The organism is Moraxella sp. CTOTU48717 (assembly GCF_032057165.1).
Lineage (GTDB): Bacteria > Pseudomonadota > Gammaproteobacteria > Pseudomonadales > Moraxellaceae > Faucicola > Faucicola tetraodonis.
Genome location: NZ_DAMBBC010000007.1, coordinates 15861 through 30619, shown reverse-complemented (window position 1 = coordinate 30619; position 14759 = coordinate 15861). Strand labels below are relative to the sequence as shown.

The 14759-nt window shown below is 44.9% G+C and carries 11 protein-coding genes and 1 pseudogene; 4 read left to right on the top strand and 8 right to left on the bottom strand.

Features of this window, described 5'->3' with window-relative positions; translation table 11 throughout:
• Positions 1–92 precede the first annotated feature (92 nt).
• Positions 93–1349: a sulfate adenylyltransferase gene (gene sat / locus RT084_RS05680; RefSeq protein WP_313097994.1), complete on the top strand. Its 1257-nt coding sequence runs from the start codon at positions 93–95 to the stop codon at positions 1347–1349.
• A 173-nt stretch (positions 1350–1522) separates the two neighbouring features.
• Here the strand turns inward: sat and RT084_RS05675 are convergent.
• The 4 genes and pseudogenes from RT084_RS05675 to RT084_RS05660 form a co-directional block, all read right to left on the bottom strand.
• A pseudogene (locus tag RT084_RS05675) lies at positions 1523–2233 on the bottom strand (sulfate/molybdate ABC transporter ATP-binding protein); the annotation flags it as partial.
• A 42-nt stretch (positions 2234–2275) separates the two neighbouring features.
• Positions 2276–3130 (bottom strand): sulfate ABC transporter permease subunit CysW, encoded by an 855-nt coding sequence (gene cysW / locus RT084_RS05670; RefSeq protein WP_050325393.1) that lies wholly within the window; start codon positions 3128–3130, stop codon positions 2276–2278.
• Positions 3127–4038, bottom strand: coding sequence for a sulfate ABC transporter permease subunit CysT (cysT, locus tag RT084_RS05665; protein ID WP_198510400.1), 912 nt, complete (start codon positions 4036–4038; stop codon positions 3127–3129). Before cysT ends, cysW begins: the two co-directional genes overlap by 4 nt.
• Before the next feature lie 219 nt (positions 4039–4257).
• A complete protein-coding gene (locus RT084_RS05660; protein ID WP_409418428.1) occupies positions 4258–5406 on the bottom strand; it encodes a sulfate ABC transporter substrate-binding protein in 1149 nt (382 codons plus the stop codon).
• A 277-nt stretch (positions 5407–5683) separates the two neighbouring features.
• Between RT084_RS05660 and xseA the strand changes: the two genes are divergently transcribed.
• Together xseA and xseB are read left to right on the top strand one after the other, a co-directional pair.
• Entirely contained in the window at positions 5684–7201 is a 1518-nt protein-coding gene (gene xseA / locus RT084_RS05655) for an exodeoxyribonuclease VII large subunit (protein ID WP_313097992.1), read from the top strand.
• 23 nt (positions 7202–7224) lie between these two features.
• Complete coding sequence (gene xseB, locus RT084_RS05650) at positions 7225–7419, top strand: exodeoxyribonuclease VII small subunit (protein WP_076776608.1); 195 nt, start codon at positions 7225–7227, stop codon at positions 7417–7419.
• Positions 7420–7485: 66 nt separating this feature from the next.
• Here xseB and RT084_RS05645 read toward each other — a convergent pair whose 3' ends face one another.
• The 3 genes from RT084_RS05645 to RT084_RS05635 all read right to left on the bottom strand — a co-directional run bounded on the left by RT084_RS05645 (position 7486) and on the right by RT084_RS05635 (position 12575).
• Entirely contained in the window at positions 7486–9534 is a 2049-nt protein-coding gene (locus RT084_RS05645; RefSeq protein WP_313097989.1) for a potassium transporter Kup, read from the bottom strand.
• Between the two features lie 153 nt (positions 9535–9687).
• Positions 9688–11265, bottom strand: a complete 1578-nt coding sequence (locus RT084_RS05640; RefSeq protein WP_313097988.1) for a DHA2 family efflux MFS transporter permease subunit — start codon at positions 11263–11265, stop codon at positions 9688–9690.
• Between the two features lie 8 nt (positions 11266–11273).
• The gene (locus tag RT084_RS05635; protein WP_313097986.1) at positions 11274–12575 is read right to left on the bottom strand and encodes an HlyD family efflux transporter periplasmic adaptor subunit; all 1302 of its coding nucleotides are present in this window, start codon (positions 12573–12575) and stop codon (positions 11274–11276) included.
• A gap of 296 nt (positions 12576–12871) precedes the next feature.
• On the opposite strand from RT084_RS05635, the gene RT084_RS05630 reads away from it, so the two are divergent.
• The gene (locus tag RT084_RS05630; RefSeq protein WP_203171935.1) at positions 12872–13429 is read left to right on the top strand and encodes a TetR/AcrR family transcriptional regulator; all 558 of its coding nucleotides are present in this window, start codon (positions 12872–12874) and stop codon (positions 13427–13429) included.
• Positions 13430–13502: 73 nt separating this feature from the next.
• Here RT084_RS05630 and RT084_RS05625 read toward each other — a convergent pair whose 3' ends face one another.
• On the bottom strand, positions 13503–14615 hold the full coding sequence (locus RT084_RS05625) for a metallophosphoesterase (protein WP_313097983.1): 1113 nt from the start codon (positions 14613–14615) through the stop codon (positions 13503–13505).
• Between the last annotated feature and the right edge of the window lie 144 nt (positions 14616–14759).

Sequence of the window (14759 nt, the reverse complement as noted above, 5' to 3'; positions counted from 1 at the left end):
GAAGTGCAATATTCTATTATACGCTACCTTAATCTTTTTGAACCGTCTGTTTTTTGACACGTTAATTTTGACCCGCTAATATAGGAAATCCGATGAGCCAAAGCGCCACTTCAACTCTCCATTCTCTAAGCCAACTGGTCCCACCACACGGTAGTGACACATTAAAAGAAAAATTACTTAAAGGCGATGCGTTTACCGCTGCTCAGCAAAAAGCCAAAAATCTGCCAAAAATCCAAATCAGCTCCCGTGAAGCCGGTGATTTGATTATGCTCGGTATTGGCGGCTTTACCCCGCTAGATGGTTTTATGAACCAAGCAGACTGGCAAAGCGTATGTGACAATATGCATTTAACCACTGGCGACAATGCGGGCGTATTTTGGCCCATTCCTATTACCCTATCGACCGATGCTGCCACTGCCGATACGCTAAACCTAGGCGATGACATTGCGCTGGAATACCAAGGCGAAATCATGGGGATTTTGACCTTAAGCGAAAAATACCGCATTGATAAAGCGCACGAATGCCAAACCGTCTTTGGCACTACAGAGATTGAGCATCCTGGCGTTGCTATGGTAATGGCACAAGGTGATGTCAACCTAGCGGGCGATGTGGTGGTATTAAGCGAAGGCGAATTTCCGAGCAAATATGGTGATATCTACCTCACCCCGGCACAAACCCGTGACATCTTTACTAAAAATGGCTGGAAAACCGTCGCTGCCTTCCAAACCCGTAACCCGATGCACCGCTCACATGAATACCTTGCCAAAATCGCCATTGAAATCTGTGATGGCGTACTCATTCATTCATTGCTTGGTGCATTAAAACCTGGGGATATTCCTGCAGATGTACGCCAAGAAGCCATTGGTACCTTAATCGACCATTACTTCCGTAAAGACACCGTCATCCAAGCAGGCTATCCACTAGATATGCGCTACGCCGGTCCGCGTGAAGCGTTATTACATGCCTTATTCCGTCAAAACTACGGCTGTAGCCATTTGATTGTCGGGCGTGACCATGCGGGCGTGGGTGATTACTATGGCGCGTTTGATGCGCAGCATATTTTTGATACGCTCAAACCGAATGATTTAATCACCCAACCGTTAAAAATTGACTGGACATTCTGGTGTGACGCTTGTGACTCGATGGCATCGACCAAAACTTGCCCACACGATGCCAGCCATCATGTCAAAGTCTCAGGTACCAAATTGCGTAAAGCCTTATCTGAAGGCGAAGACGTGCCTGATAACTTTAGCCGTCCAGAAGTGTTAGCGGTACTTCGTAACTACTATGAAGGCTTAGAAGATCATCAAAAACATAAAGTTGAGCTAACCGGTCACTCTGCAAAATAATCATTGTGAGGTTTCATTTATCAATCGATAATCCATCGATAAAAAGGGTATGTGATAATACCCTTTTTTTATCCAGCCTTTAGCAAAAAAAAGAAGCACACGGCTTCTTTTTTTATTGCTTAACTAAGCTACATTTAAATAAGCTAAATCACATATTCGACGTGCGAATCTTGCAGAAAATTGGCAACAAAATGATTCGAGGGATGATTGACTAGCGTCTCATAATCCCCAACTTGCACGATTTGACCTTGGTTCATCACCACAATTTCATCGGATAATTCTGCCGCTTCTTCTTGGTCATGGGTCACTAAAATACTGGTGACACCGAGCTCATGATGAATCGAGCGCAGCCAAGCGCGTAATTCTTTACGCACCTTGGCATCGAGTGCGCCAAATGGCTCATCGAGTAACAACAGCTTTGGCTCTACCGCTAGCGCACGCGCCAATGCGATACGCTGACGCTGACCGCCTGAGAGTTGATGCGGGTATTTTTTTGCGGTTTGGGATAGTTGCACCAGCTCCAGCAGATGATTGACCTTTTTGCTGATTTCCGCGTTGCTTAGGCGTTTGTTTTTTGGCATGACGGTCAAGCCAAACGCCACGTTATCAAACACGGTCATATGGCGAAATAACGCGTAATGCTGGAACATAAAGCCGATATGACGCTGCTGGACAGGCACATCGGTCACATCTTCACCATCAAACAAAATACGCCCCGTATCGGCAAGCTCAAGCCCTGCAATGATGCGCAGTAAGGTTGTCTTACCGCAGCCTGAAGGTCCCAAGAGCGAGGTTAATTTGCCCGTCGGTACGGTTAAATTAATCGGTTGTAGTGCAGTAAAGCGACCAAACTGTTTGGTGATATCACGGATTTCGATACTCATGGTATTCTCTTAACTTTTTTTACTTTTTAAATTGCATCAATGTTATTCATCATTGGCAGACTGACGTTTAGTCAACGCCTGCTGCACGATTAAGGTAACGAGTGCCAACAACGCCAACAAACTCGACAACGCAAACGCCGCCGTCATGTTGTATTCATTGTAGGCAATCTCAACCAATAGCGGCATGGTATTGGTTTCACCGCGAATATGACCTGAGACCACACTCACCGCGCCAAACTCACCCATCGCCCGGGCATTGGTCAAAATAATACCGTATAGCAATGCCCATTTGATATTGGGCAGCGTCACCCGCCAAAACATTTGCCAGCCTGAGGCACCGAGTGTTAATGCCGCTTGCTCTTCACTGCTGCCCTGCGACTGCATCAGCGGAATCACTTCACGCGCCACGAATGGAAAAGTCACAAACATGGTGGCAAGCACGATACCGGGAATGGCAAAAATCACTTGAAAACCAAAGTATTCTAGCCAGCCGCCAAGCCAAGTATTGGCGCCCAGTAGCGCGACAAACATCAAACCTGCAACCACCGGAGATACCGAAAATGGCAAATCTAGCAGCGTGGTGAGAAATTGCTTACCTTTAAAATCAAATCGGGTCAATAGCCAGGCTAAGGCAATCCCAATCACCGTATTAATCGGTACCACAATCAGCGCCGTAATCAAGGTAAGCTTGATGGCCGATAATGCCTCATGATCGGTCAAGGCAGCCACATACAACTGCCAGCCAGATTTTAAGGCCTCATAAAACACCGATATCAGCGGAATCACTAGCATCAGCGTCATAAACGCCACCGCAATACCAATTAAGGTATAACGTAGCCATGTCGGCTCACGGGTTGCGGCTTGGGTTTGGTAAGGATATTGGCTGCTGTCTATCATACACTTGCCCCGCCCATACGTTTGGTCAATAGCCACTGCAAGGCATTAATGGCAAATAAAATCACAAACGAAATCATCAACATAAATAAAGCAACCGCGGCAGCCCCCTGTACATCAAAACTTTCAAGCTTACCAATAATGATTAACGGTAAAATCTCAGATTTCATCGGTAAATTACCCGCAATAAAAATCACCGAGCCATACTCCCCCGTCGCCCGCGCAAACATCATGCCCGAGCCCATCAGCAACGCAGGATACAACTCCGGCAAGATGACCCGTCTAAAAGTTGTCAATCTCCCAGCGCCTAGCACCGATGCCGCCTCTTCATATTCTGGCGACAGCTCCGCAAGCACAGGTTGTACCGCACGCACAATAAACGGCAAACTCACCACAATTAGCGCCAACCAAATACCAATGGGGGTAAAAGCAATTTTAATGCCGAATGGCGCAAAAAACTGCCCGATTAAACCATTGGGTGCATATAAGGTTGCTAACGAAATACCCATTACCGCCGTTGGCAAGGCAAAGGGCAAATCCACGAGCGCATTTAAAATCGACTTTCCCCAAAACTCATAGCGCACCAACACCCATGCAATCAGCGTACCAAACACCAAATTGGTCAATGTCGCTAGCAATGACATTTTTAGCGACAGTTCAATCGCTGCCTTGACGCGCGGCTCGGCAATGGTTTTGATAAAGCCTGCCACGCCAATATCGGCGGCTGTCATTACCATCGCCACAAATGGCAACAGCACGATAATCGACAATGCCAATACACTGATGCCCAAACTCAAATTAAAAAACGGCATGATATGGCGCTTTTTATTGCGTTTCAAGGGTGAATTGGGTGTTTTAGGCTGATTGTTTGATGTTAAATCGGCTTGATGGTTAGCATTGATGCTTGCCATGCAGGGCTTCCTTTACTAATAATCGGTAGGCAACGTGAGAATTTAAAATAATAAACATATAAAAATAAAGATACAAAAAGCTCTGTATCCAAAATTTTAAGCACGGCTATAGTACCATCTCACTTTGATTTTCCAAACTATATTTATGCGCTTTAAATATTCTTAGCTAGAATAAAAAACCAGAGCCGAACTCTGGTTTTATTAGGTAAAAACAGCGAACTATTTTGCCGCAGGTGCCGATGCTATGGTGCTCGTTGGGCTGGCTAGCTGATCAAAAACACCACCATCTTTGAAGTATTTGGTCATGATATCCGTCCAGCTACCAAATTCGGCATTGGGGCTAAAGGTAGTAAGCGCGGGTAATTTATCTTGATTTTTAGCCAGTACCGCCGCGTCGCTTGGGCGCAGGTATAAATCTGCCGCCAATTGCTGGGCAGGCTCGCTCCATAAATAATCAAGATACGCTTTCGCTGCGTCGTTCGTGCCTTTTTTATCGGTCACTGATTTGACAATCGCCACGGGGTTTTCTGCTGATATGGTATAGCTTGGATAAACAATTTGCACATCGCCTTTCCCAAACTGTTTAACAGCTAGGTTGGCTTCATTTTCAAAGGTGACTAACACATCGCCAATTTGACGTTGTAAGAACGTGGTAGTCGCCGCACGCCCACCATTTTCATACACCGGTACGTTTTTGAGCAACGCTTTGACAAAGTTTTTGGTTTTACTTTCATCTTTATTAAAACTATGTAAGCCGTAGCCATACGCGCCTAAAAAGGCATAACGCCCATTACCCGTGGTTTTTGGGTTGGCAAGTACGATTTGTACGCCTGGTTTTGCCAAATCAGACCAGTCTTTGATTTGTTTTGGGTTGTCTTTACGCACCAAAAACACGATGGCACTGGTATAGGGTACTGCTTTGTTTGGGAATTGGCTTTGCCAATCTTGCGCTACCAAGCCTTTTTTCACCAACAGCTCTACATCTGAGCCTTGGTTCATACTGACCACGTCTGCTTGCAGACCATTGGCAACTGCGAGCGCTTGTTTGCTAGAACCGCCATGCGATTGCTGGATATCAACGGTTTTGCCGCTATTTTTGGCTTCGTAGTCTTTGATAAACAGGGGATTGTAGCTTTTATAAAAGTCACGAGCGACGTCATAGGAAACATTGAGCAGTTTAATAGTGCCTTTATCGCTCGCGCCTGCATTTGATTGCGTCGCGGCTTGACCTGAAGCGGCTTGTTGGTCTTGCTGGGTGGGCGCACGTGAACAACCCGCTAGGCTCACGCCTAATAACGCTAGACTTGATAGCACAGCTACGGTTTTGTGTTGAACCTTAGTTTTTTTTTGAAAATTAACAGTCATCATGGTCACCCCTCATCTCAATGTATAAAAATCAATATATAATGTTAAATGTTAAATTTATTCATACTATTTTACAAAAAAAGCGTCGTCAAGCAAAAACAATATTATTCTGTATCCATATTCCACTTCTGAATATTACATCATAAAATATAATGTAATATTTAAAATTAACAGCTTAACAGGCTGTATCAAGCCTGAATCACACCTCAATCACAAATGTCACGTTGTCAGCTTTATCATTTTCGCCTACAATTTTATTTTTAATTATCAAGAATCCTCCATGGCAAAAGCTTCCAAAACTGTTATCAAATCAATTGAAGAGCAGCTCGCACGACTGGATTTGCAAACCACCTCATTAAATCAGGCTGATGACGTATTTTTGGCGCTGCTTGACGATGGTGAGGATGACAATAAAGCAACTGCAAAGCGTGGCAGTATTGATAACTTAAGCGTTGATAACTTAAACGATTATGACTTTAGCGAACAATTAGCCATTCAAGATCGCGATAGCCAACTGCAACAGGCGTTAAGCGACACTGTATTGTCACTGAGCGATTATCTATCCGCTGTTCAGTTGGTGATTAGTGAAACGTTTGCCCATACTGTTTGGGTGAAAGCTGAAATTCGTAGTCTGTCAGCCAAAGGCGGTCACTACTATTTTGAATTGGCGGATAAAGATATGGATGGCAAAGTCACCGCCAGCTGCCGCGGCACGCTATGGCGTGGTCAAGCAGCCAAAATACTGGCAAAGTTCGAAAAAAACACTGGCATGAGCCTTGAGCGAGGCTTGAATGTATTGCTCAAAGTCTCAGCCACGTTCCATGCCCAATATGGCTTTTCGCTAAACATCGTCGATATCGACCCCACTTACACACTGGGCGATTTGGCAAAGCAATACCAAATGATTTTAACCAGGCTGCATGAAGAAGGGCTGCTCGATCTCAATCAATCGCTCCCGATGCCGTTTGATATTGAGCATGTGCTCGTCATCGCCCCTGAAAAAGCTGCAGGGCTAGGCGATTTTCGCGCGGATGCCGATAGGCTCGCCAGCACAGGAGCGTGTATTTTTCATTATGAGCACGCCACCTTTCAAGGCAATCACGCCCCTGAAGATATCCGCCAAGCCCTCATTAAAGGCATGAAAAATCTGAGCAAGCAGCATATTACCACAGATTTGATAGTGATTATCCGGGGTGGTGGCGCGGTGGGCGATTTGGCCTATCTCAATGATTACGAACTTGCCGCGCTGGTGGCGGAGCAGCCGATACCGGTATGGGTCGGCATTGGTCATGAGCGCGACCGCGTCATGCTAGATGAAGTGGCACATCAAAGTTTTGATACCCCATCCAAGGTTATCGCAGGCATTCGCAATCATCTGCTCACTATTACCCAAGCTGCCAAACAACATTTTTTGACTATCGAGCAAATTGCTAAGTCCAGCATCATGCAGGCACGCCGTGATAGCGAACAACAACTTACCAAGATACAATCGGCAGCGCAGCGACAATTATCTGCCGCTAAACTTGCCATGGACAACCAATTTGTACAGATTCGCCAGCTTGCCTATCAACAAATCACCACCGCTCGTCAATCGACCAACCAACTGCGTGAGATGACATTGTTACAGCATCCGTCGACCGTATTAACCCGTGGCTATGCGATTATCCGAACCTCGCATCCTACATCAAATACGGTGATGACTTCGATTGCCCAAGTTGAACCCAATTCAACCATAACCATTGAACTACAAGATGGCTATCTACAAGCCACTGTCAATGCCAAACACCCAAAAAACTGACCTATCCATCAACAGGAATAACCATGACCGAGCCAACTGATTTCAAAAGCGCCTATGAGGTGTTAAAAACAAATGCACAGCGCTTGCAAAATAGCCAAGAACCCAACATCGACGCACTGATGACCATTGTAGCGGAGTCCATTGACGCCTATAAAGTATGCCAAGCGCGAATTGATGCCGTCGAAGCCTCGCTGAATCAAGCATTTGAAACAGACTAAGTCACAATCAAGCAGAAAAGCAGAAAAAAAAGCCACTATCGAAGGAATGGCTTTTTAGTTGGGCATTTAAATTTCTACTTTGGCACCCATTTCTACCACATTGTTGCTAGGAAGTTTTAGAAACTCAGCCGCGGTGCCGGCATTACGGTGCATATGGGCAAACAATTTTTCACGCCATAACGCCATACCTTTAATACTCTCAGATGCCACCACCGCCTCATGGGATAAGAAATAACTCACCTTGGCAGGATCGAAATCAAAGTTAAATTGCTGAATGTGTTTGAGTGAGTCTGGCACATCAGGGTCATTTTTAAAGCCAAAATTGAGCACTACCTTCCAGCAATTGTGTCCCAAATAGGTCACTTCACTACGCTTGCTGAGACCCACCCAAGGGGTTTCTAGGGTATTCACAGTGACAAAGATATTGTACTCATGCAAGCATTTATTGTGCTTTAAGTTTTGTTTCAACGCCACGGGTACGATATCGACTTCAGAGACCATAAATACGGCAATACCTTTGATTTTTTTGATATTTTCAAAGAGCACTTGGCAGCGCTGGTTGATTAAGATTTTCTCCTGCAGTACCGCTTGCTGATTTTGCAGCTCTTGGATATTCTCAAGTGGCGCGTTTTCAATATCTTGGGTCAGCTTTTCTAATTTGCCTTGCGTTGACTCCAGAGCTATTTGTAAGCGTTTATTGGTAAAACTGCCAAACAAGTCATCCAAGAAATTTTTTAAGTTAATTTGTCTTGTGGTATGGGCAATTCTCACCAAGTTACGCCCATCTCGCCAAGTCATCATGAGCACAAACATGACGCCCCCTAACAACAATGGGAACCAGCCGCCTTTGAGGAGCTTAAGCAGATTTGACGCCCAAAACAAGAAATCCACCACAAAGAACAATGAGGTCGCGGTGATACACAGTAGCAATGGGTATTTCCACGCATAGCGAATCACAAAGAAGGTCAATATCGTGGTAATCAGCATATCCGTACAAACCGCAATACCATAAGCGGCCGCTAACGCACCGGACGATTTAAACATCACCACAGCAAACGCAATGGCGATAAATAAGCCCCAGTTAATCGCTGGAATATACACCTGACCCACTTCTTTGACATTGGTATACACAATACGCATACGCGGTAAAAAGCCCAGTTGCACCGCTTGTTTGGTGATACTAAACGCCCCAGAAATCAGCGCTTGTGACGCAATCACTGTCGCTAAGGTTGCCATCACTACCATCGGGATACGCATGGCATCTGGAATCATCAAAAAGAAGGGATTGGATTTGCCCTCAGGATTGGCGAGTAAAAATGCGCCTTGACCAAAATAATTAAGCAGCAAGGCGGGCATGACAATGGAAAACCAAGCGATACGAATCGGTTTTTTGCCAAAATGCCCCATATCGGCATACAAGGCTTCACCGCCTGTCACACACAACACAACTGCCCCCAAAATGATAAAGGCGAGTGTCGGATTGGCCATCACAAACTGATAAGCATAGATGGGATTGATGGCTTGCAAGATTTTGACATTGTGCTGAATATGATAAACCCCAATGCCAGCAATCAACAAAAACCATAGCACCATCACAGGTCCAAACAGCTTGCCGATACCTTTGGTACCAAATTTTTGCACAAAAAACAGTATGAACAAAATGGTCAGCGTGGCAGGTATCACCACACTATGCAGCCGTGGCGATACCACCGTCAAACCTTCTACTGCCGATAGCACCGAGATGGATGGGGTAATCACCCCATCGCCATAAAACAAGCAGGTACCAAATATTCCCATGGTCATGATGATTGCGTGCAATTTTGGGCGATGTTTCACCGCGCTTGATGCCAAAGCGAGCATCGCAATCAGACCGCCTTCCCCTTTATTGTCGGCACGTAGCACCAACGAGATGTACTTGAGACTGACGATGATGGTAATCGTCCATACAAATAACGACAGCACCCCATAGATATTGGCAACGTTAAAGGCGACATGACCAGAATTAAAAACTTCTTTTACTGAATACAGTACACTGGTACCGATATCGCCATAAACGACCCCGATTGCCCCTAATGTCAGGGCAGGTACCGAGCTTTTAGCATGTGCTTTACTCATAAATTAACGACGCAATTTGATAAGATGGATTATTATAAGTCGAATTATAAAATTGCGGTTAAATTTTATTTTGTAACCAAAGTTATCTATGTACTTGACGATAGTAACATTTTATCAGCGTCAATTTGTGCACAGTAGCTTAAACCCTTATTTTTAATGGTGAAATGGCGGTTTGGCAAGCCAAATCATACCAATCAATAATAAGAACACCAAGCCAAACACATAAAAGACCTCATTCGAGCCAATAATCAGCGCCTGTTGGTTAATATTTTGGTTGATGAGTGCCAGCGTTTGCTCATAACTCATGCCAGACGCTTGCAGGCTTTTTGACCACGCATCAAAATTGGAATTTTGGGTGATACTTTCGGTCAAATAAGTATGGGCATGATTGCTGCGTCTTTCCCACACAGTCATCACCATTGAAGCGCCAATCCCGCCCGCCAAGGTTCTCACAAAGGTAAAAATCCCTGTCGCTGCCGCCATTTTATCATGCGAAATGTTGGAGAGCGCAATGGTAGTTAAGGGCATAAAAAACATGGCAGTACCCAGTCCTTGGATAAACTGCGGCCAAAACACATCCCAAAACGTCATCTGCGGATTAAAATCACTTCGCCATACGAAGGTGGCACAATAAATTAAAAAACTTAACGTCACCAAGATGCGCATATCGATGTTTCGCGCGTATTTACCGATTAAGGGCGTCAACAATACCGGGAAAATACCAATCGGTGCCGCTGCCAGACCTGCCCAAACTGCGGTATAGCCCATGGTTTGCTGTAGCATGACGGGCAGTAACACAATGGCGCCCATATATAGCAAAAATGCCAAGCTAATCACCAATGTGCCAATAGTAAAATTGCGGTCTTGAAAAATCGACAAATCAATAATCGGATGTTCCTCACCGCGCTCCCAAATTATCAAATAACTCAAACATAAAACGCTAATGACGGCTAAAGCAATGATTTCAGGGGAGGCAAACCAATCGAGCTCACGCCCACGATCCAAGAAAAACTGCAGTGCACCCACCCCGACAATCATCAAAACAAGGCCTACTTTATCAATATCGGTCTTGATGACAGGCGTTTCGCGGTCTTTAAGTTGTTGCCATGCCAAAATGATGGCGACAATACCAATCGGAATATTGATAAAAAATATCCAGCCCCAGTGATAATTATCGCAGATATAGCCGCCCAAAATCGGACCTAATATCGGCGCGGTGACCACGACCATAGCAAATAATCCAAGCGCCATCGCCCGTTTTTCAATCGCAAAAGACTGTAATAATAGACTTTGTGCCAGTGGAATCATCGGGCCTGCCACTGCCCCTTGCGCCACCCTGGCAATAATCAGCATCGTCAAACTATGGGACACCCCGCATAGCCATGAACAAAATACAAATAAACTTGCCGACACCAAAAACACTTTGACCGAGCCATACTGACGAGCCAACCACCCTGTGAGGGGAATAGATATCGCGTTGGACACGGCAAACATGGTAATCACCCATGTACCTTGCGAGGTCGCCGCACCCAAATCTCCTGCAATGGTCGGTAATGCCACATTGGCAATGGTCGAATCAAGCACCATCATAAACACCGCCATCGATAGCGCAAATGTTACAATCGCAAGCGGCATCCCTGATAAAGGCGCGGGCTGATTTAGCTGAATACGGGCTTGACTATCAGCCGCTAGCTGCTCGGTATCCATAGTGGGTGAAATTGCTTCCGCCATTTTTCACCTCATGATTGGTTTTGCTGGATGATTTGTTGGATAATTTTGGTCGCGCCTGACATATCGACTTGCGGCTGCAGCTGGGCAACCGGTTTGTTGCTAGCGGTCGCGGTAGCCACCTGCGGTTTGCCTTGTTGGTCTCGGCTATCCAGCTCGGCATGCATACTTAGCCCCACGCGTAGCGGATGCTGTTGCAACTCTTTGCTATCGAGTGCAATTCGTACAGGCAGACGCTGGGTGACTTTAATCCAGTTACCGGTGGCGTTTTGGGCAGGCAAAACCGAGAACGCACTGCCTGTTCCTGCTGATAAGCCAATCACTTTGCCATGATAAATAACTTCTTTACCATAGATATCTGATGTTAAATTCACCGCTTGACCCAGATGAATGTCTTTAATTTGGCTTTCTTTAAAATTGGCATCGACCCACAAATCATGTAACGGCACAATCACCATCAAAGGCGTGCCTGCGCTGATTTTTTGACCCAATTGCACACCGCGTTTGGCAATTTGCCCATCGATGGGTGCTACGATCTGGGTACGGTTGAGATTGAGCCAAGCGGTTTGGATATTCGCCACCGCGGTTTGCACCGCAGGTTGTGATAGCACATCATTTTTACCCAAATTGGCCACTGTCACATTGCGCTGTGCTTGGGCAGTCACAACGGCAGAGCGAGCGGTGGCTTGCTTGGCAACTGCCGCGTCGAGCTGGGCTTGGGCTTTTTTGACAGTGTCGGCAGCATGCTGGACTTCTTCTTGCGATACTGCTTGACTTGCCATCAAAGCGGCGCGACGTTGATAGTCAGCTTGTGCCGCAAGTAGCGCAATTTTCGCCGATTCAATTTGCGATTGTACTTCATTCATCGCAGTTTGCGCTTGCGAGATATTGACATCAGCTTGTTGAATGCTGGCAGTTTGGGTTTTGTACTGTCTGATTGCTGTTCGCAATTGTGCTTTGGCGGTTTCAAGGGCTAAGCCATTATCCGCTTGGTCTAACGCCACCAAGGTTTGCCCGGCTTTGACCATATCCGTGTCATTGACCCCAATTGCTGTCACCGTCCCCGATATTTGCGCGTTGATTTGTACTTGGTTGCCGCTCACATAGGCGTCTTCGGTACTGACTTGATAGCGCCATTGGGTGAAGTATAGCCATAACGTCACCGCCGCAATCGCTAAAACAATCAAGGTAAATAACAATAGGTTTTTTTTACGTTTGGATTTGGCAGGAAGTTGGGTTGTGCTATCTATAGGTGCGGGTGTCGGTGCTGGTTCAGGGCTATCATCAACCCCAGTCGGCATGGTTTCAGCCATTTTTTCGTCCTTATCGCTAAACTTGAGTGGAAAAATCTAAAAAATCCGACGGTTGGCAGACGGATTTATCCTAGACAATATGCTTGATTATGTAATTTGATATGCTTAATGGGTGGCAATATAAAACTATCCTAAACAGCCATCAAGCATCAAATAAAACATAAATGTTGCATAAGAATACAGTTAGGTAGATAATGTTGTTTATTGTAAAAATTTTGCGCAATTCGTGCGATTGCTAAAATTTAAAGGCTAAGACATAAAGCGTAAGATGAAGAGCGTAAGGATACAAAAAAGCGATGAACGAAAATGATTTACGGGTCATTAAGACTGAACAACATATCGAGCAAGCTTTTCTGGCATTACTGCAGCAGAAACGTTACCGCGCCATCACGGTCCAAGATATTTTAGATACTGCGGCGATTAATCGCTCAACCTTTTATCGTCATTACGCCAGTAAAGAGGCGCTGGCAGAGAAAATGGTAAGTAATTTTCGCCAAGTGTATGAGAAGTTTTTAACTGAACGCTTTAGTGTCGCCAGTCAAGAAAATTTACTGATGTGTTTGGAACAATTTTGGGCGTTTATTCACGCGCAAAAACAACGCATACTGGCTTTTTGGCAAATCAAAACCCCCAATATTCATTTATATGATGACATATATGCGTTAATCAAACAAAATTATATTGAGCATGCCAAGCGTCATGGACGCCCAGGCGACTTAGAGTTTCAAGGGCATACGTATGCAGGCATTATATTAAATAATTTAAGTTACTGCCTGCAGCAAGACCACCACATATCACTCGAGGATATTCGTAGCAATATACAACTGATGATGCAGACAGTGTCTATACAGTAATCTCTCATCATCATAATCCGCAGTAGCCTTGATATCCTCATTAAACATTAGTTAAAGCGTAATTAAGCTAGATTTAGGATTTTTTACCGACTAAATCAATCACCCAAAGCTCCGCTTGTGAGCCCAACCGAAACGGCACACCCCAAAAACCATAGCCCGAGCTTACAATCACATCGGTATTGTTGATACGCTCATAGCCGTAACCCAAACGGTTGATAAATTTGACAATGAAATTGGCAGGAAATATCTGCCCATTATGGGTATGTCCAGACACTTGTAAATCAATCGGTAATTGTACGTTTTGTTCAATCTCATTGGGCTCATGGTCAAGTAAAATAATCGGCTTATCGGTACTTGACGGCATTAAATCCTTGGTCGCTTTACGATAACTGGCATGATTATCCAGTCGTCCTACCAACCAAAGCTGGTTATCAACCAACACGTTATCATCTGCCAATAAGGTGATATTGGCTTTTTGGATTGCATCGCGAATCTCGCCTTCATGCCCATACATATCATGATTACCTAACGTGGCGTACGCGCCCATTGGCACTGCATTTGCTAGTTGCTGCAGTGCTGGCTGCATATTTTGCGAGGTATAATAGTCAACATTATCATCCATGATATCGCCAGGCATCAGCAGCAGTTGCACGTTGTGTACTTTTACCATATCGGTTAATCGGTTAATTTGCCGCTCACCGACCATTAGACCCAAATGCAAGTCTGAAACCATCCCAATCCGAATCGGTTTAGCAAGTGGCTGATTGGCAGTCAAGGTGATATGACGAATGGTGGGTGTATAAGCATTATAAATACCCATCAACACCATGCCAAAAAACACCAGCGGCAACAAAATGCGTTCTCCGTAAGTTTGATAACTCACGGAATTAAAAAATTGCGGGGCAACTTTCATCAACACCAAATTGATAATGCCCACCGCCACCATCGACATGATGACAAACCACAAAATAGTCAGCCAAGTCATAGACAGCTTAAGCCCAAAGCTTGTCAATCGTGCGATGCCAAATACCAATAACGCATTACTCATCACAAATAGACTAATCATCAAATAGCGAGAAGACCGATCGGATAACCAAGACCCTGCCCACCACTGCAGCCCCCGCCCTGCCCCATAAGTAAACAATTCAAACAACAATACAATGACGGTCAGAAATATCCAACGCATACCAGCCCCAAATTTTTTATCATAAGTAAAGGTTATATAAAGAATGTTTGTGAATTTACAATGTCGCTTTATCTATTAAAGCCAATCAGTGAATTTGAAAAAATCAATTAATATAATTTGCGCATTAAAAAACCCAACTTACGA